We start from the raw sequence: 17,746 nt of genomic DNA, 5'->3' as shown, positions 1-17,746 counted from the left end.
CGCAGCTCGCCGCGGGCAGGCGCCCTCCTCCCCGTTTTCTGCAGCAGAGGTTCACCCATGAACGATGTTGTCATTGTCGCCGCCACCCGTACCGCCATCGGCTCCTTCCAGGGCGCCCTGAGCAGCATTCCCGCCCCGGAGCTGGGTGCCGCGGTCATCCGTCAGGTGCTCGAACTGAGCGGCGTCCAGCCGCAGGACATCGACGAGGTCATCCTCGGCCAGGTGCTCACCGCCGGCTCCGGCCAGAACCCTGCCCGCCAGGCCGCGATCAAGGCCGGCCTGCCCCACGAGGTTCCGGCACTCACCCTCAACAAGGTGTGCGGCTCGGGCCTCAAGGCCGTGCAGCTGGCCGTGCAGGCCATCCGCTGCGGCGACGCCGAGCTGGTCATCGCCGGCGGCCAGGAGAACATGAGCCTGTCGCCCTACGTGCTGCCCAAGGCGCGCACCGGCCTGCGCATGGGCCACGCCCAGCTGCAGGACAGCATGATCCAGGACGGCCTGTGGGATGCCTTCAACGACTACCACATGGGCATCACCGCCGAGAACCTGGCCAGGCGCTTCGAGATCAGCCGCGAGGAGCAGGACGCCTTCGCCGCCGCCTCCCAGCAGAAGGCCGCCGCCGCCATCGAGGCCGGCACCTTCAAGGACGAGATCACCCCGATCCTGATCCCGCAGCGCAAGGGCGACCCGCTGGTGTTCGCCACCGACGAGCAGCCGCGCGGCGAGACCACCTACGACAGCCTGGCCAAGCTCAAGCCGGCGTTCAGCAAGGACGGCAGCGTCACCGCCGGCAACGCCTCCAGCATCAACGACGGCGCCGCCGTGGTGCTGCTGGCCAGCGCGAAGAAGGCCGCCGAACTGGGCCTGCCGGTGCTGGCCAGGGTCAAGGCCTATGCCAGCTCCGGCGTCGACCCGGCGATCATGGGCATCGGCCCGGTGTCGGCCACCCGCCTGTGCCTGGAGAAGGCCGGCTGGAGCCTGGACGACCTGGACCGCGTCGAGGCCAACGAGGCCTTCGCCGTGCAGGCGCTGAGCGTCAACAAGGAACTGGGCTGGGACACCGGCAAGGTCAACGTCAACGGCGGCGCCATCGCCCTCGGCCACCCGATCGGCGCCTCCGGCTGCCGCATCCTGGTCACCCTGCTGCACGAGCTGCAGCGCAGCAACCTGAGCAAGGGCCTGGCGACCCTGTGCATCGGCGGTGGTCAGGGCGTGGCCCTGGCAGTCGAACGCTGATATGGTCTGAACGCGGCCACCCATGAGGGGTGGCCGCGTCGCCTGTCGGATACAGCAGCCACCAGATCAGCGGATACAAGAGATGGATAACTCCCCGCCCTTCACGGCCTTCTTCTCGGCCAACATGCCCTTCGTCGCCCGTGCAGCCCTTGAGCAGCTGCGCATCTGGGTGCGCCACAACCCGTGGTTCCAGGGCAAGAACACCGACACCTGGTTCCAGGTCGACAGTGCCATCCTTGACCGCCTGCAGGCGGAGTACGGCGGCGAGTGGGCGCAGCTCGGCATGCAGATGCTGACCCACCAGCCGTTCGCCTTCACCGACCCGCGCTTCGCCGGCAGCGCCTGGAGCCAGCCGCTGTTCGGCTCGCTGGCCGCGCTCTACCTGCTCAACTCGCGTTTCCTGATGCGCCTGCTCGACGAGCTGCCCATCGAGTCCGGCAAGATGCGCCAACGCCTGACCTTCCTGGTCGAACAGCTGGTCGCCGCCGGGGCGCCGAGCAACTACCTCAACAGCAACCCCGAAGCGCTGGAGCGCATGGTGCAGACCCAGGGCGCGAGCCTGTTCAGCGGCATGCTGCACCTGGCCAGCGACATGAAGGAAGGCAAGCTGCGCCAGTGCGACAGCGGCGCCTTCACGGTCGGCGGCAACCTGGCCACCACGCCCGGCCAGGTGGTCTACCAGAATCCGTTATTCCAGCTGATCCAGTACGCGCCGCAGAGCGAGAGCCAGTACCAGCGCCCGCTGCTGGTGGTGCCGCCGGCGATCAACAAGTACTACATCCTCGACCTGCAGGCCGAGAGCTCGTTCGTCCGTCACGCCCTCGAGCAGGGCCACCCGGTGTTCCTGGTGTCCTGGCGCAACGCCGACGAGAGCATCGCCACCGCCACCTGGGACGACTACGTCGAGCAGGGCATCATCGAGGCGATCCGCGTCACCCAGGCCATCAGCGGCCAGCAGCAGCTGAACCTGCTCGGCTACTGCGTCGGCGGTACCCTGCTCGCCTGCGGCCTGGGCGTGCTCGCCGCGCGCGGGCAGAAGCCGGCGGCCAGTCTGACCCTGCTGGTCACCCTCCTCGACTTCGAGGACGCCGGGGTGCTCGACGTGTTCGTCGACGAGGAGATCGTCCGCTACCGCGAGCGCACCATCGGCGGCGAGGGCGGCAGCTTCGGCCTGTTCCGCGGCGAGGACATGGGCAACACCTTCTCCCTGCTGCGTCCCAACGAGCTGTGGTGGAACTACGGCGTCGAGAAGTACCTCAAGGGCCAGAAGCCGCGCTCGCTGGACCTCCTGTACTGGAACAACGACCACACCCACCTGCCCGGCCCGATGTACTGCTGGTACCTGCGCCACGCCTACCTGCAGAACGACATCAGGAGCGGCCGGCTGCAGGTCTGCGGCGAGACCCTCGACCTGTCCAGCCTGGACATGCCCACCTACCTGGTCGGCACCCGCGAGGACCACATCGTGCCGTGGCGCGGCGCCTTCGCCAGCACCCGCCTGCTCAAAGGCCCGACCCGCTTCGTGCTCGGCGCCTCCGGGCACATCGCCGGCATCATCAACCCGCCGGCGAAGAAGAAGCGCAGCTACTGGACCAGCGATACGCTGCCGATCGATCCGGACGCCTGGCTGAGCAGCGCCGAGGAGCATCCCGGCAGCTGGTGGGGCGACTGGAACAGCTGGCTGAGCCAGTACGCCGGCGAAAGCGGTCCGGCCGTAGCCAGCCTCGGCTCGGCCGACTACCCGCCGCTGGAAGCGGCGCCCGGCCAGTACGTCCTGCAACGCGACTGACCCGCCCGTTGCCCGGTCCGCCCTGCGCGGGCCGGGCAATTCCGCCCGATCCTGCCGTTCCCTTCGGCGCCCTTCGCCCGTCTGCCCTCGCCTGCCACCTCGCTGCCCTCGCACCGGCCCGGGCACTTCTCCCTGCGTGTCAGGCAACGCTCTCCATCCGCTACCGCACGGATGACTGTCATGCATTGAGAAACGCCTGTCGCCGGATGCGAAGCAGGCGCGCGCACAGCTCCGTAGATTGCCTGCCCGACAAGCGAAGCTGCATGACCTCGCTGCCCAGCCACGCCCAGCACGCGGTCCCGTCACTGCGGCAGGGCTGCCTTACTTGCAGAACACCGGGTAAACAATGAACAACAACGTACCGCCCTTCTCGGCCTTCTGCTCGGCCAACCTGCCTTTCGTCGCCCGTGCCGCCCTGGAGCCCCTGCGCTTCTGGGTCCGCCAGAGCCCCTGGTTCCAGAGCCAGGACACCGACGCCTGGTTCGAGGTCGACGCCGCGGCGCTCGACGCCCTGCAGAGCGAATACAACGGCGAATGGGCCAGGCTCGGCATGCAGATGCTGACCCAGCAGCCCTTCGCCTTCAGCGACTCGCGCTTTGCCGGCAACGCCTGGAGCCAGCCGCTGTTCGGTTCGCTGGCCGCGCTCTACCTGCTCAACTCGCGCTTTCTGATGCGCCTGATCGACCTGCTGCCGATCGACTCGGCCAAGCTGCGCAAGCGCCTGGTGTTCCTGGTCGAGCAACTGGTCGCCGCCGGCGCGCCGAGCAACTGCCTGGGCAGCAACCCCGAAGCGCTCGAACGCGCCGTGCAGACCGGCGGGGCCAGCCTGTTCAGCGGCATGCTGCACCTAGCCAGCGACCTCAAGGAAGGCAAGCTGCGCCAGTGCGACAGCGCGGCCTTCGAGGTCGGCGTCAACCTGGCCAACACCCCCGGCCAGGTGGTCTACCAGAACCCGCTGTTCCAGCTGATCCAGTACAGGCCGCAGAGCGACACCCAGTACCGGCGCCCGCTGCTGCTGGTGCCGCCGGCGATCAACAAGTTCTACATCCTCGACATGCAGCCGGAGAGTTCGCTGGTGCGCTATGCGCTGGAGCAGGGCCATCCGGTGTACCTGATGTCCTGGCGCAACGTCGACCAGAGCCTGGCCGCCACCACCTGGGACGACTACGTCGAGCAGGGCATCATCGAGGCGATCAGGGTCACCCAGGCGATCAGCGGCGAGCAGCAGCTCAACCTGCTAGGCTACTGCGTCGGCGGCACCCTGCTGGCCTGCGGCCTCGGCGTGCTCGCCGCCCGCGGCATCAAGCCCGCCGCCAGCCTGACCCTGCTGGTCACCCTGCTCGACTTCGAGGACACCGGCCTGCTCAACGTGTTCATCGACGAGGAGATCGTCCGCTACCGCGAGCGCACCATCGGCGGCGCGGGCGGCAAGTTCGGCCTGTTCCGCGGCGAGGAGATGGGCAACACCTTCTCCCTGCTGCGCCCCAACGAGCTGTGGTGGAACTACGGGGTCGAGAAGTACCTCAAGGGCCAGAAGCCGCGCTCCATGGACCTGCTGTTCTGGAACAACGACCACACCCACCTGCCCGGCGCCATGTACTGCTGGTACCTGCGCCACACCTACCTGCAGAACGAGCTGAAGAGCGGCACGCTAAAGGTCTGCGGCGAAACCCTCGACCTCGGCCAGCTGGACATGCCGACCTACCTGGTCGGCGCCCGCGAGGACCACATCGTGCCGTGGCGCAGCGCCTTCACCAGCGGCCGCCTGCTCAAGGGGCCGAGCCGCTTCGTGCTCGGTGCCTCCGGACACATCGCCGGCATCATCAACCCGGCTTCGAAGAACAAGCGCAGCTACTGGACTAGCGAGGTGCCGGCGACCGATCCCGAGCAGTGGCTGGCAAGTGCCACCGAGCAGCCCGGCAGCTGGTGGGTCGACTGGACCAACTGGCTGGGCCAGCACGCCGGCAAGCGCGGCAAGCCGGCGGCCAGCCTCGGCTCGGCCGACTACCCACCGCTGGAAGCGGCGCCCGGCAGCTACGTGCTGGCGCGCGACTGAGTCCCGCCGCCCGGCCCGCCGCGTGCGGGCCGGTGTCGTGCCGATCCCTAGCGGCCTGGTCCCGGACCAGCGGCAGCACCGCAGCCGTCAGATCCGCCGCAGATAGCGCAGGAACCACTCGCCGGCCAGTTCCGCCACCTTGAGCAGCTTGCCCGGCTCCTCGAACAGATGGGTCGCCCCGGGCACCACCTCCAGCCGCTTGATCCCGGCCAGGCGCATCAGGCTCTCGCGGTTGAGGGCGAGCACCACGTCGTCCTCGCCGCCCACGATCAGCAGGCTGGGGGCGCGCACATGCTCCAGCGCATCCCCAGCCAGGTCGGTACGCCCGCCGCGGGAGACCACCGCCGCCACCAGCTCGTGACGCTGCGCGGCGCAGATCAGCGCCGCGGCGGCGCCGGTGCTGGCGCCGAATAGGCCGACCACCAGCTCCTGCAGGCGCTCGTCCCCGTGCAGCCAGTCGACCACGGTGACCAGCCGGCGGGCCAGTAGCGGGATGTCGAAGCGGAACTCGCGGGTCGCCTCGTCGATGTCCTGCTCGTCCTCGGTGAGCAGGTCGAGCAGCAGGGTGCCGAGGCCAAGGTCGTTGAAGAAGCGCGCCACCTGCTGGTTGCGCGGACTGAAACGACTGCTGCCGCTGCCGTGGGCGAACACCACCAGCCCCTCGGCGTCCTCCGGAACGGCCAGCTCGCCATGCAGCACCCCATCCTTCAGGTCGAGCCGCAGGCTGCGCTGCGGAACCTTGCGTATGTCGCTCATGGTGCACCTCCCAGGATCTGTCACTCCAGTCTAGTCCTGCGCAGGCAACCGACCGGCGAGCTGCCTGACGGTCGTTGCCCCGCCGGGCAGGCGGGCGTCTAATGTCTTGCTGTATCCATGCTCATCCGGAGGATGAGCCGTCGGTCCATGCGGTCGGTGCGGCACGGGAAGCGGAGCGCGGCCGTCTCTGTGGAGCGGGATCATGAACGTCAGCGACGTGATGCATAAGCCGGTGCAGTGCTGCCACCCCGGCGACAGCCTGGAGCAGGCGGCAGAAATGATGGCCAGGTGCGACTGCGGGGCGATCGCCGTGGTCGACCAGAGCAACCATGCGATCGGCATAGTCACCGATCGCGACATCGCCCTGCTGGCCGCCGAGCGGCACAAGCCCCTGTGGGAACTCAAGGCCGGCGAGCTGGCCGGCCGCCACGACCTGTACACCTGCCACGACGACACCGATGTGCACGAGGCCCTGCACATGATGGCGGCGAAGAAGGTGCGCCGCCTGCCGGTGGTGGGCGCCGATGGCGAGCTGCATGGCATGATCGCCATGTCCGACATCCTCCATCGCCTGACCCTGCACGGCGGCAGCGTGCGCGATGCCCCGGAAGACTGGCGCGAGGCGCTGGAGGCCTTCAACGACATCACCTCGCCGAGCCTGCCGGCGGTGATGGACGACCTGGGGATGTGACCTCGACCGCCTGCCGCTGCCCCCAGCGGCAGGCCCCTCAGCAGGGCCCGACGTCCGCCGCGCCGAGCACGCCACGCAGGTTGCCCCGGGCCAGCAGCGCCCGGTACTGGTCGTAGCGGTAGGTCGGCCCGTCGACGCAGGCATAGCTGTCGGCGATGTAGCAGTGGCCGCACAGCCCCACGGCGCAGTGCATGCGCCGCTCCACCGACAGCCAGATGCGCTCCGCCGCCACGCCGCGGCGCACGCAGGCCTTGGCTATGGCCAGCATGAAGGCTTCCGGGCCGCAGCACAGCACGCTGTGCGGCAGCGTCTCGGCGCACAGGCGATCCAGCTGCCCCAGCGGCGAGCCGCGCAGTTCCTCCGCCCCGCCCTCGTCGAGGGTCTCGATCAGCGGCAGGATGCTCCGCCAGCGTGCCCGCTCGCGGCCGAGCACCTGATGCTCGGCGCTGCGCGCGCCGTAGAGCACGCGCAAGGCCAGCTCCGGGCGCTCGCTGGCCGCCGCGATCCAGCCGGCCAGCGGCGCCAGGCCGCAGCCGCCGGCCACCACCAGCACCGCCTGCGGCTCGTCCAGGGTAGGCCAGCCGCGGCCGAACGGGCCGCGGTAGCCGAGCAGCGCGCCCGCCTCCAGCTCGAACAGCCGCGCCGTCAGCCGCCCGCTGCGGCGGATCAGCGCGCTGAACTCACCGGCTGCATCCGGCGCGCTGACGTAGGTGAAGGGCGCCTCGCCCTGCCCCGGTACGCCGAGCATGAAGAACTGCCCGGGCAGCGTCGCCCGGTCGCTCTCCAGCGGCTGCTCCAGACGCAGGCGGAAGTGCCGGGCGTCGCGGCCGTCGGCGTAGCTGCCGAGCAGGCGCAGCGGTCTGGGGGTCAGTTCGAGCATGGCTTGCCCACCTTCGCCATCACCGCATGCACGCCGATGCCGCCGGGGCAGACCCGGTCGCAGCGCCCGCAGCCGACGCAGCCGTAGCGGCCGAACTGCTGGCGGAAGCCCTCGCCGAACTTGTGCTGCCAGAAGCGCTGCACCCGCTGCCCCGGCGCGGCGCTGGGATTGTGGCCGCTGGCCTCCTTCTGGAAGCCCTCGTACAGGCAGGAGTCCCACACCCGCTCGTGCACCAGTGCGCCGCCCGGCAGTGGGCGCTCCAGCGGGGCGAAGCAGGAGCAGGTCGGGCACACCGTGGTGCAGCCGGAGCAGACCAGGCAGCGCAGGCCCAGGCTGTCCCAGCTCGCCTGGCTGACCCGCCCGGCATTGATGGCCGCCACGCCGTCCTCCAGCCAGCGGGCGTCACCCTGCTCGCTGGCGACCTGGCTGTGGATGGCGGCGCGCTCGGCCTGCCAGTCGAGGCTGGCGAGCGGCAGGGCGAGGCCGGCCACCGCCGCCGCGCCGGCCGGCGAGAGGCTCAGCAGCCGCCAGCCGCCGTCGTCCTGCGGCAGCAGCACCAGGTCGGCGGTGCCCGAGCGCACCGTCGGGCCGCTGTCGACCTGGGTGCAGAAACCCTGGCTGCAGCTGTGCCGGCAGTCGATGCCGACCAGCAGGGTCGCCGCGCGGCGCCGCCGGTAGTGGGGATCGGCGGCGAAGAACTGGTCCTGGTAGCTCACCGCCGCCAGGTCGCAGGCGTGCAGGCCGAACAGTACCTGGTCCGCCACCTCGGGCAGGCAGGCGACGAAGCGGTCACCCTCGACGCGGAACACCGCCTCGCGCTCGGCGAAGAAGAACGCCTTGGCCGAGAACGGCGGCGGCTCGGGGTCGGCCACGAAGGGACTGAGGTCGTCGGCCGTCACCGCCTGCCAGTGGCGACCGCCCTGGCCGTCCTCGCGTACCTCATAGAGCACCCGGCCGCAGGCCAGGTGCGCGCGCAGGCGTTCGACGCTGTCCAGTTCGTGGCAGAGTGGTTCAAAGGCGGCCATCGCCCACCTCCCGCGGCGCCAAGGCATCGGCCAGGCGTGGCGCCACGCCCGGCGGCAGCGGCTCAAGGGCCACGGCGCAGGCCTTCAGCTCGGGCATCTTGCTCTGCGGGTCCTGGGCGCTGTTGGTAAGGAGGTTGCACGGCGCTTCGCGGAAGTGGTAAGGCATCGACAGGGTCCCCGGTGGCACGTCGTCGGTGAGGCTGGCGCGCGTTTCCAGGCTGCCGCGGCGCGAACGCAGGCGCACGCCCTGGCCATCCTGCAGGCGCAGGTCGGCGGCGTCCTGCGGGTGGATGAACAGCAGGCCGGCCGGGGTCTCGCGCTCGAGCAGCGGCGACTTGCGGGTCATCGAACCGCCGCCGTAGTGGAAGTGCAGGCGCTGGGTGGTGAAGAAGAACGGGTAGTCGGCATCCGGCGTCTCGTCCGGATCGACCTGCGACACCGGCAACAGCCGCCCGCGCCCGCGCGGGAAGCTCTCGGCATGCAGGCGCGGCGAGCCCCGGGGATGCACGTAGTCGCACGGCCAGTGCAGGCCGTGGTGGGCGTCCAGCGCCGAGTAGCTCATGGCGGCAAAGCTCGGCGTCAGGTCGGCCATCTCGGCGAACACCGCCTCGGCATCCGGCCAGAGCATGCCCAGGTAGCCCATGCGCGCGGCCAGCGCGGCGAGGATCTGCCAGTCGGTCCAGGCCTCGCCGGGCGGCGCGACGGCGCGGCGGATGCGCTGCACGCGGCGCTCGCAGTTGGTGAAGGTGCCGTCCTTCTCGGCGAAGGACGCCGCCGGCAGCACCACGTCGGCCAGTTTCGCCGTTTCGGTCAGGGTCAGCTCGACCACCACCAGGAAGTCCAGCGCGCGCAGCGCGCGCTCGACGTGGTGCTGGTCCGGGTCGGTGAGCACCGGCTCCTCGCCCATGATCATCAGCGCCTTGAAGTCGCCGGCCAGCGCCGCCTGGGTCATGCCCAGCGAGGTGAGACCCGGGGCCTGCGGCATCGGCACGCCCCAGGCGCGGGCGAACTTGGCCTGCACGTCCTCGCTGGCCGCGCTCTGGTAGCCGGGGTAGACGTTGGGCAGGCAGCCCATGTCGCAGGCGCCCTGCACGTTGTTCTGCCCGCGCAGCGGATAGATGCCGGCGCCGGGGCGGCCGACCTGGCCGCACACCAGGGCCAGGTTGGAAACCGCCACCACGTTGTTGGTGCCGCTCTGGAACTGGGTGATGCCCATGCCGTAGGCGATGAAGGCGGCCCCGGCGTGGCTCACCGCGTGGGCGAGCTGCTCCAGCTCGGCCACCGGCACGCCGGTCTGCGCACTGGTCACTGCCGGGCTCAGGGCGGCGACATGCTGGCGCAGGACCTCGACGTTCTCGCAGCGCTCGTCGAGGAAGGCGCGGTTCTCCCAGCCGTTGGCGAAGATGATCTGCAGCAGGCCGTTGAGCAGGGCGATGTTGCTGCCGATCCTGAGCTGGATGTGCTGGTCGGCCAGCCGCGCCAGGCGCGTCTTGCGCGGGTCGACCACCACCAGCCGCGCGCCGCGGGCCTGGGCGCGCAGGATGCGCGCGCCGAGCATGGCGTGGTTCTCGCTGGCGTCGGCGCCGATCAGCAGGATCAGGTCGGCCTCGTCGGCATCGGCCATGCAGCCGGTCATCGCCCCGGAGCCCAGGGTCAGCGACAGGCCGGCCACCGAGGGGCTGTGGCAGATGCGCGCACAGTGGTCGACGTTGTGGGTGCCGAGCACCGCGCGGGCGAATTTCTGCGCGGCGTAGTTATCCTCGTTGGTCGCCCGCGCACAGCTGATCACCCCGACCGCCTGCGGGCCGCCTTCGGCCAGCGCGTCGCGGAAGGCACCGGCGACCCGTCCCAGCGCCTCGTCCCAGTTGGCCGGGCGGAAACCATCGGCCTCGCGGATCAGCGGCCGGGTCAGGCGCCCGGCCGCGTCGATGGCGAAGCTGGTCGACCAGCCCTTGCTGCACAGCTGGCCCTGGCTCACCGGATGGCCGGGCTGCGGCTCGACGCCGACCACCCGGCCCTGCTCGACGCGCAGGCCGATGCCGCAGCCGACCCCGCAGAAGGTGCATATGCTTGGAATCACCTGCATCGGCGGCTCCCCCGTCCCCGTCTCCCTGAAGGCTAGACCGCCCGCCGACCGGCGCACCTGACCCCGGTCGGAAACTTGCAAATTTCCCGGATGACCTAGACTGGTATCACTGCCGCCAGCCGGGGTGGCCCTCCTGCGCGGGCGCCCCCCGGCCAGCGCCTCGAACCTGTGCGAGGCGCGCCTGCTGGCGCTGAGCGAATCCAGATCCAGTCCCGATCGCCCCCCCCACAGAGGAGCACTCCACGATGGCTGAGAACGAGAAGAAGGTTGCGGTGGAAACCGAGGAGAAATCCGCCAGGCAGAGCCCGCTGTCCACGGCGATGCGGCCGCTGGAAAACCTGCGCCGTCAGGTCGACCGGCTGTTCGAGGACTTCGATCGCGGCTGGCACCTGCCGTTCTCCCGCAGCGGCTTCGAGATCGAGCCGTTCTGGCGCCGTGAGCTGAGCTTCGCCGGCATGCCGGCGGTGGACATCATCGAGAAGGACGACGCCTTCGAGATCACCGCCGAGCTGCCGGGCATGGACGAGAAGAACGTGCAGGTCAAGCTGAGCAACGGCAACCTGACCATCACCGGCGAGAAGAAGGACGAGCGCGAGGAGAAGAAGAAGGACTACTACCTCTCCGAACGCCACTACGGCTCCTTCCAGCGCACCTTCGGCCTGCCCGAGGGCGTCGATGCCGACAAGATCGAGGCACACTTCGCCAAGGGCGTGCTGACCCTGAAACTGCCGAAGAAGCCCGAGTCCAGGCAGGCCGAGAAGACCATCAACATCAAGACCAGCTGACCAACGCCCCCGGCCCTGTCCGCTCGGACAGGGCCCCTTGCGCCGCTCCGGCCCGCCGCCGTCATGAAGGCTTTCGCCCCGCCCGCCGCCGCAGAACCTCCCGAGTACTGGAGCCGACCGGCCGGCGAGCTGCTGCTCGCGCTGGGCAGCTCCGACCAGGGCCTGAGCGCCGCGCTGGCCGCCGAACGGCTGGCCCGGGCGCACACCGGCCTGCCGGGCCGGCCGCCGGGCTTTCTCCGCGAGCTGCTGGAGCAGCTGCGCAGCCCGCTGGTGCTGATCCTGATCTTCGCGGCCCTCATCGCCCTGCTGGTGCAGGACTGGCTGGAGGCCGTGATCATCCTCGCCATCGTGCTGTGCAGCGCCCTGCTCGGCGCCTGGCACGAGCACCGCGCCTCCCATGCCGTCGAGCAACTGCGCCGTCGCATCGCGGTGCAGGCACGGGTATGTCGCGATGGGCGCGTGCTGGATCTCCCGGTCACCGAGGTGGTGCCGGGCGACGTGGTCGAGCTGTCCGCCGGCAGCCTGATCCCCGCCGATGGCGTGCTGCTGGAAGCGCGCAACTGCTTCGCCAGCCAGGGCCTGCTGACCGGGGAAACCTTCCCGGTGGAAAAGCAGCCCGGCACGGTCGCCGCCTCCGCGAGCCTGGCCGAGCGCAGCAACTGCCTGTTCATGGGCACCTCGCTGCGCAGCGGCAGCGCGCGCATGCTGGTGGTGCGCAGCAGCGCCGACAGCGAGTTCGGGCGGATTTCGCGCAGCCTGACCCTGCGCCCGCCGGAAACCGAGTTCGAGCGCGGCCTGCGCCACTTCGGCAATCTGTTGCTGCGGGTGATGCTGGTGATCACCGTGCTGGTGCTGGGGGCCAACATCCTGCTGCAACGGCCGACCATCGACACCCTGCTGTTCGCCATCGCCCTGGCGGTGGGCCTGTCGCCGGAGCTGCTGCCGGCGATCCTCAGCATCACCCTGGCCAAGGGCGCCCAGCGCATGGCCCAGGCCGGGGTGATCGTGCGCCACCTCAACGCCATCGAGAACCTCGGCTCGATGGACGTGCTGTGCACCGACAAGACCGGCACCCTGACCCGTGGCGTGGTGCAGCTGGACGGCGCCCTGGATACCACCGGCCAGCCCGACGCCGACGCGCTGCACCTGGCCTGGCTGAATGCCAGCCTGCAAAGCGGCCTGCACAACCCGCTGGACGAGGCGATAGTCGCGGCGGCGGGTGCCGCTCCCGAGCAGGCCGGCGACTATCGGAAGATCGACGAGATACCCTACGACTTCACCCGCAAGCGCCTCAGCGTGCTGGCGCGCGACGGCGCGGCCGGGCCGTTGCGGACCATCACCAAGGGTGCGCTGGACAGCGTGCTCGAGGTCTGCGCCTGGGTGCGCAACGGCGCGCGGGAGACGCCGCTCGACGACACCGCGCTGGCCGCCATCCGCGGCCGCTACGCCGACTGGAGCGCCAGGGGCTACCGGGTGCTCGGCCTGGCCTGCCGGACGATGGCGGCCGATGCCCGCAAGGCTGAGGAGCGAAACCTGACCTTCGTCGGCTTCCTGCTGTTCTTCGACCCGCCCGAGCCCGGCGTGCAGCAGACCCTCGCTGCCCTGCATCGCCTCGGCGTGCAGGTGAAGGTCATCACCGGCGACAACCAGTTGGTGGCGCGGCACGTCGCCGAGGCCGTGGGCCTGAGCGTCGAGCGCGTGGTCACCGGCAGCGAGCTGGCGCAGATGAAGGACGAGGCGTTGCTCAACCTCGCGCCGCGGGTGGCGCTGTTCGCCGAGGTCGACCCCAACCAGAAGGAGCGCATCATCCTCGCCCTGCAGAAGACCGGCCACGTGGTCGGCTTTCTCGGCGACGGCATCAACGACGCACCGGCCCTGCACAGCGCCGATGTCGGCATCTCGGTCGACAACGCCGTGGACGTGGCCAAGGAGGCCGCCGACTTCGTCCTGCTCAGGCACGACCTCGATCTGCTGCGCCAGGGCATCGACGAGGGCCGGCGCACCTTCGCCAATACCCTCAAGTACATCTTCATCACCACCAGCGCCAATTTCGGCAACATGATCAGCATGGCCGCGGCCTCGCTGCTCCTGCCCTTCCTGCCGCTGCTGGCCAAGCAGATCCTGCTCAACAACTTCCTCTCCGACATACCCGCACTGGGCATCGCCAGCGACCGGGTCGACCGCGAATGGGAGCGTACGCCGCACCGCTGGGACCTGCGCATGGTGCGCAACTTCATGGTCGGCTTCGGCCTGGTCAGCAGCCTGTTCGACCTGCTCACCTTCGCCGTGCTGCTGTGGTTCGCCGGCGAGGTAGCCGAGCTGTTCCGCACCGGCTGGTTCGTCGAATCGCTGCTTACCGAAATCCTCATCATCTTCGTGGTACGCACCTGGAAGCCCTGCTGGAGCAGCCGCCCCGGCCGGCTGTTGCTGGGCAGCTCGCTGGCAGTGATCGCCGTCACCCTCGCCCTGCCCTACAGCCCGCTGGCGCCCTGGTTCGGGCTGGTGCCGCTGCCGCCAGGCGTGCTGCTGGCGCTGCTCGGCATCTCCCTGCTGTACGCCGGCGCTTCCGAGCTGTTCAAGCGCTACTTCTACCGCTGGCACCGGCATCCGACCGGCCGCGCCCATCGCCAGCGCGGACAGCCGCCGACGGCTTCCCCCTGATGCTGCGACCGCACAGGCGCCCACAGGTCAGGCCGCCCGTCGAATTGCCACGGGTGATCTTTAATGGAGTGGGGATGCTCACCGGAACACGCGCGGCAAAGGAGGCGTATCTTGCCGAATCTGCATGAACTGACTGCCCAGCAGCTCTACCACGCCTGCGACCCTGACGCCCTGGAGTGCGACAGCAGCGCCGAGCTGCCCGACCTGCAGGCCAGCCTCGGCCAGGAGCGGGCGATGGGCGCCCTGCACTTCGGCGTCGGCATCCACCACGAGGGCTACAACCTCTACGTGATGGGCTCGCCCGGGCTGGGCAAGCACGCCATCGTCCGCCAGCTGCTCGGCCAGCAGGCCGCGCAGATCGCCGCCCCCAGCGACTGGTGCTACATCAACAACTTCCGCACCCCGCACAAGCCGCGCGTACTGCGCCTGCCGGCCGGCACCGGCTGCGGCTTGCAGACGGATATGCGGGCGCTGGTGCGCAGCCTGCTGGCCGCCCTGCCGGCGGCCTTCGACAGCGACGAGTACCGCAACGCCATGCAGGGCCTCAAGGACCGCTTCAAGGCCCGCGAGGAGGAGCTGTTCGGCAGCGTCGAGAGCCAGGCGCGCACCGCCGGGATCATCCTGCTGCGCACGCCCGCTGGCTTCACCCTGGCACCGCTCAAGGATGGCGAGGTGCTCGACGCCGAGGCCTTCGACAAGCTGCCGGCCGAGGAGAAGCAGCAGATCGAGGAACGCACCGAGCGTATCCGCCACGTGCTGCGCCAGGCCCTGCAGCAGGCCGCCGCCGCCAGCCGCACGCACGAGCAGGAGGTCGACCAGCTCAACGAAGCGGTCACCCGCGCCACGGTGGAGCGCCAGTTCATCGACCTGGAGGCGCGCCACGCCCGACTGGCCGGGGTGCCGGCGTTCCTCGACGAGGTCAAGCGCGACATCATCGAGAAGGGCCTGGAGATCTTCGGCTCGGCGCCGGCGGAGAAGCTGCTCGACCGCCAGCGGCTGACCCCGTTCAACCGCTACTTCGTCAACGTGCTGGTGGACAACGGCGGCAGCCAGGGCGCGCCGCTGGTCTACGAGGACTACCCCAGCTACCAGAACCTGATCGGCCGCATCGAGCACCAGGCGCAGATGGGCACCCTGCACACCGACTTCACCCTGATCAAGGGTGGCGCCCTGCACCGCGCCAACGGCGGCTACCTGCTGCTCGACGCGCGCAAGCTGCTGACCACGCCGTTCGCCTGGGATGCGCTCAAGCGCGCCCTGCAGGCCCGCGAGCTGCGCATCCAGTCGCTGGAGCAGATCCTCAGCCTGGCCAGCACCATCTCGCTGGAGCCCGATCCGATCCCTCTCGACGTCAAGGTGGTGCTGATCGGCGACCGCCTGCTCTACTACCTCCTGACCCAGTACGATCCGGAGTTTCCCCTGCTGTTCAAGGTCGAGGCCGACTTCGCCGAGGATCTGCCGCGCAGCACGGAGAACACTCGCCTGTACGCCCAGCTGATCGCCACCCTGCAGCGTCGCGAGCAGCTGCGCCCGTTCGACCGCGCCGCGCTGGCGCGGCTGATCGAGCAGGCTGCGCGCGACGCGGCGGACGGCGAGAAGCTGTCGCTGCACCTACAGGACCTGCTCGACCTGATGCGCGAGGCCGACTACTGGGCCGGAGAACAGCAGCGCCCGCAGGTGCGCCACGAGGACGTCGAGCGCGCGGTGCGCGAGCGCCTGCACCGCGCCGACCAGATCCGCGAGCGCATGCTCGAGGCGGCGCTGCGCGACCTGCGCCACATCGACACCGACGGCCGCTGCGTGGCGCAGATCAACGGCCTCGCGGTGCTGCAGCTCGGCGCCCATGCCTTCGGCCATCCGGCGCGGATCAGCGCCACGGCGCGCCTGGGCGACGGCAAGCTGATCGACATCGAGCGCGAGGTGGAGCTGGGCGGCGCCCTGCACTCCAAGGGCGTGCTGATCCTCTGTGCCTACCTGGCCAGTCGCTTCGGCGGGCGCATGCCGCTGTCGTTCGCTGCCAGCCTGGTGTTCGAGCAGTCCTACGGCGGGGTGGACGGCGACAGCGCCTCGGCCGCCGAGCTGTGCGTGCTGCAATCGGCGCTGGCCGGCCTGCCGCTGCGCCAGGACCTGGCGATCACCGGCTCGGTGGACCAGCATGGGCGCATGCAGGTGATCGGCGGGGTCAACGAGAAGATCGAGGGCTTCTTCGACCTGTGCGCCGCCCGCGGCCTGACTGGCAGCCAGGGGGTGATCATCCCCTTGGGCAACGTCAAGCACCTGATGCTGCGTCGCGAGGTAGTCGAGGCGGTGGCCGCCGGGCGCTTCCACGTGCATGCGGTAGAGCATGCCGAGCAGGCCATGGCGCTGCTCACCGGCCTGCCGGCCGGCGTGGCCGACGCCGCGGGGCAGTTTCCCCCCGGCACGGTCAACGGCGCGGTACAGGCCAGCCTGCGGGAACTGAGCGAGCTGCGCCAGAGTTTCGCTCACCCCGAACGGGACGGTCCTGCCGGCAATGGGCAGGCCGAGAAATGACAGGAAAGGAGCGCATTCACCGGTAGTGCGGCGGTCTCACCGCCGCAAGGTAGGTTCCCATGGCCAGCGCGGACACCTCGCTCAGCCTGTTCCTTCTCGGCGACGTCATGCCGGCTCGCGGCATCGACCAGATTCTCCCCCACCCCGGCGACCCGCGCCTCTACGAGGACTACGTGCATGATGCCCGCGACTACGTGGCGCTGGCCGAACGGCACTGCGGCCCCATCGAGCGCCCGGTGGACTTCGCCTACGTGTGGGGCGATGCACTGGCCGAGCTGCAGCGTCGCCAGCCCCAGGTACGCCTGGTCAACCTGGAAACCGCGATCACCCGCCACGGGCGCCCCGAGCCCAAGGGCATCAACTACCGCATGACGCCGGAAAACTTCCCCTTCCTGCGTGCCGCCGGGATCAACTGCTGTGTCCTGGCCAACAACCACGTGCTGGACTGGGGCGAAACCGGGCTGCGCGACACCCTCGAAACCCTCACCGCCCACGACATGCCGCACACCGGCGCCGGCCTCGATCGCAACTCGGCCGAGACTCCGGCCGTGCTGGCGCTGCCCGGCGGACGACGGCTGCTGGTGTTCGCCTTCGGCCTGCCGGACAGCGGCATCCCCCCCTGGTGGGCGGCCGGTCCGCACCAGTCCGGCGTGGCGCGGCTGGACGACCTGTCGCCGCGCAGCCTGGCCCGCGTGGCCGGCCTGATCCGCGCGGCCCGGCAGAACGGCGACCGCGTGCTGGTCTCCCTGCACTGGGGCGACAACTGGAACTTCGCCATCTCCACCGAGCAGCGCGCCTTCGCCCACGGCCTGATCGAGCAGGCCGGCGCGGACCTGATCCACGGCCATTCCTCGCACCACATCAAGGGCATCGAGGTGCACCGCGGCCGGCTGATCCTCTACGGCTGCGGCGACCGCCTCAACGATTACGAAGGCATCGAGGGTCATGCCACCTTCCGCGGCGAGCTGGGTCTGCTGTATTTCGCCCGCCTGCACGACGACGGCCGCCTGCAGGCGCTGGAGATGGTGCCGACGCGCCTGCAGCATCTGCGCATCGAGCGCGCCGAGGGCGTCGACCGCCGCTGGCTGTACGACACCCTGGGACGCGAGTGCGCCCAGCTCGGTTGCCACGTGCACGTCCAGGAGGATGGCGCCTTCGCCCTCGGTTGGTCGCCGTGAGCATGCGCAGGGCATCAGCCTGACTCACCGGCAGCTCAGGCGCCGGACACCTCTTCTGTGTCCGGCACCCG

Annotated in this window: 11 protein-coding genes and 1 pseudogene; 8 read left to right on the top strand and 4 right to left on the bottom strand. The window is 70.1% G+C overall.

Annotated elements, in window-relative coordinates:
* Nucleotides 1–57: 57 nt before the first annotated feature.
* The 3 genes from SK095_RS02725 to phaC (SK095_RS02715) all read left to right on the top strand — a co-directional run bounded on the left by SK095_RS02725 (nucleotide 58) and on the right by phaC (SK095_RS02715) (nucleotide 5,081).
* The gene (locus SK095_RS02725) at nucleotides 58–1,236 is read left to right on the top strand and encodes an acetyl-CoA C-acetyltransferase (protein WP_320547762.1); all 1,179 of its coding nucleotides are present in this window, start codon (nucleotides 58–60) and stop codon (nucleotides 1,234–1,236) included.
* An 82-nt stretch (nucleotides 1,237–1,318) separates the two neighbouring features.
* The gene (phaC, locus tag SK095_RS02720) at nucleotides 1,319–3,025 is read left to right on the top strand and encodes a class I poly(R)-hydroxyalkanoic acid synthase (RefSeq protein WP_320547761.1); all 1,707 of its coding nucleotides are present in this window, start codon (nucleotides 1,319–1,321) and stop codon (nucleotides 3,023–3,025) included.
* A 346-nt stretch (nucleotides 3,026–3,371) separates the two neighbouring features.
* Nucleotides 3,372–5,081: a class I poly(R)-hydroxyalkanoic acid synthase gene (gene phaC, locus SK095_RS02715; RefSeq protein WP_320547760.1), complete on the top strand. Its 1,710-nt coding sequence runs from the start codon at nucleotides 3,372–3,374 to the stop codon at nucleotides 5,079–5,081.
* 87 nt (nucleotides 5,082–5,168) lie between these two features.
* On the opposite strand, the gene SK095_RS02710 is transcribed toward phaC (SK095_RS02715), so the two are convergent.
* On the bottom strand, nucleotides 5,169–5,837 hold the full coding sequence (locus tag SK095_RS02710; protein ID WP_320547759.1) for a dienelactone hydrolase family protein: 669 nt from the start codon (nucleotides 5,835–5,837) through the stop codon (nucleotides 5,169–5,171).
* A gap of 202 nt (nucleotides 5,838–6,039) precedes the next feature.
* Between SK095_RS02710 and SK095_RS02705 the strand changes: the two genes are divergently transcribed.
* Nucleotides 6,040–6,528: a CBS domain-containing protein gene (locus SK095_RS02705; protein WP_201486975.1), complete on the top strand. Its 489-nt coding sequence runs from the start codon at nucleotides 6,040–6,042 to the stop codon at nucleotides 6,526–6,528.
* Between the two features lie 37 nt (nucleotides 6,529–6,565).
* On the opposite strand, the gene SK095_RS02700 is transcribed toward SK095_RS02705, so the two are convergent.
* The 3 genes from SK095_RS02700 to fdhF are packed head-to-tail and all read right to left on the bottom strand — an operon-like array spanning nucleotide 6,566 to nucleotide 10,519.
* On the bottom strand, nucleotides 6,566–7,408 hold the full coding sequence (locus SK095_RS02700) for an FAD-binding oxidoreductase (protein ID WP_320547758.1): 843 nt from the start codon (nucleotides 7,406–7,408) through the stop codon (nucleotides 6,566–6,568).
* Nucleotides 7,396–8,433, bottom strand: a complete 1,038-nt coding sequence (locus SK095_RS02695; RefSeq protein WP_320547757.1) for a 4Fe-4S dicluster domain-containing protein — start codon at nucleotides 8,431–8,433, stop codon at nucleotides 7,396–7,398. Before SK095_RS02695 ends, SK095_RS02700 begins: the two co-directional genes overlap by 13 nt.
* Complete coding sequence (fdhF, locus tag SK095_RS02690; protein ID WP_320547756.1) at nucleotides 8,420–10,519, bottom strand: formate dehydrogenase subunit alpha; 2,100 nt, start codon at nucleotides 10,517–10,519, stop codon at nucleotides 8,420–8,422. Before fdhF ends, SK095_RS02695 begins: the two co-directional genes overlap by 14 nt.
* A gap of 245 nt (nucleotides 10,520–10,764) precedes the next feature.
* On the opposite strand from fdhF, the gene SK095_RS02685 reads away from it, so the two are divergent.
* From SK095_RS02685 to SK095_RS02670, 4 genes and pseudogenes are all read left to right on the top strand, one after another.
* Nucleotides 10,765–11,304, top strand: a complete 540-nt coding sequence (locus SK095_RS02685; RefSeq protein ID WP_320547755.1) for an Hsp20/alpha crystallin family protein — start codon at nucleotides 10,765–10,767, stop codon at nucleotides 11,302–11,304.
* 99 nt (nucleotides 11,305–11,403) lie between these two features.
* Nucleotides 11,404–13,965: pseudogene (mgtA, locus tag SK095_RS02680) on the top strand (magnesium-translocating P-type ATPase); the annotation flags it as partial.
* 111 nt (nucleotides 13,966–14,076) lie between these two features.
* A complete protein-coding gene (locus tag SK095_RS02675) occupies nucleotides 14,077–16,497 on the top strand; it encodes an ATP-binding protein (protein WP_320547754.1) in 2,421 nt (806 codons plus the stop codon).
* A gap of 59 nt (nucleotides 16,498–16,556) precedes the next feature.
* Nucleotides 16,557–17,675, top strand: coding sequence for a CapA family protein (locus tag SK095_RS02670; protein ID WP_320547753.1), 1,119 nt, complete (start codon nucleotides 16,557–16,559; stop codon nucleotides 17,673–17,675).
* Nucleotides 17,676–17,746: the final 71 nt, after the last annotated feature.

Origin of the sequence: Pseudomonas sp. AN-1 (assembly GCF_034057115.1) — a bacterium.
Classification (GTDB): Bacteria; Pseudomonadota; Gammaproteobacteria; order Pseudomonadales; family Pseudomonadaceae; genus Geopseudomonas.
The sequence above is the reverse complement of the archived record's forward strand: the minus strand, read 5'-3'. Positions and strand labels throughout refer to the sequence as shown.

Excerpts from the sequence above, each read along its gene's own strand:
- SK095_RS02725 (WP_320547762.1), top strand. The coding sequence starts at position 58 with ATGAACGATGTTGTCATTGTCGCCGCCACCCGTACCGCCATCGGCTCC.
- phaC (WP_320547761.1), top strand. The coding sequence starts at position 1,319 with ATGGATAACTCCCCGCCCTTCACGGCCTTCTTCTCGGCCAACATGCCC.
- phaC (WP_320547760.1), top strand. The coding sequence starts at position 3,372 with ATGAACAACAACGTACCGCCCTTCTCGGCCTTCTGCTCGGCCAACCTG.
- SK095_RS02710 (WP_320547759.1), bottom strand. The coding sequence starts at position 5,837 with ATGAGCGACATACGCAAGGTTCCGCAGCGCAGCCTGCGGCTCGACCTG.
- SK095_RS02705 (WP_201486975.1), top strand. The coding sequence starts at position 6,040 with ATGAACGTCAGCGACGTGATGCATAAGCCGGTGCAGTGCTGCCACCCC.
- SK095_RS02700 (WP_320547758.1), bottom strand. The coding sequence starts at position 7,408 with ATGCTCGAACTGACCCCCAGACCGCTGCGCCTGCTCGGCAGCTACGCC.
- SK095_RS02695 (WP_320547757.1), bottom strand. The coding sequence starts at position 8,433 with ATGGCCGCCTTTGAACCACTCTGCCACGAACTGGACAGCGTCGAACGC.
- fdhF (WP_320547756.1), bottom strand. The coding sequence starts at position 10,519 with ATGCAGGTGATTCCAAGCATATGCACCTTCTGCGGGGTCGGCTGCGGC.
- SK095_RS02685 (WP_320547755.1), top strand. The coding sequence starts at position 10,765 with ATGGCTGAGAACGAGAAGAAGGTTGCGGTGGAAACCGAGGAGAAATCC.
- SK095_RS02670 (WP_320547753.1), top strand. The coding sequence starts at position 16,557 with ATGGCCAGCGCGGACACCTCGCTCAGCCTGTTCCTTCTCGGCGACGTC.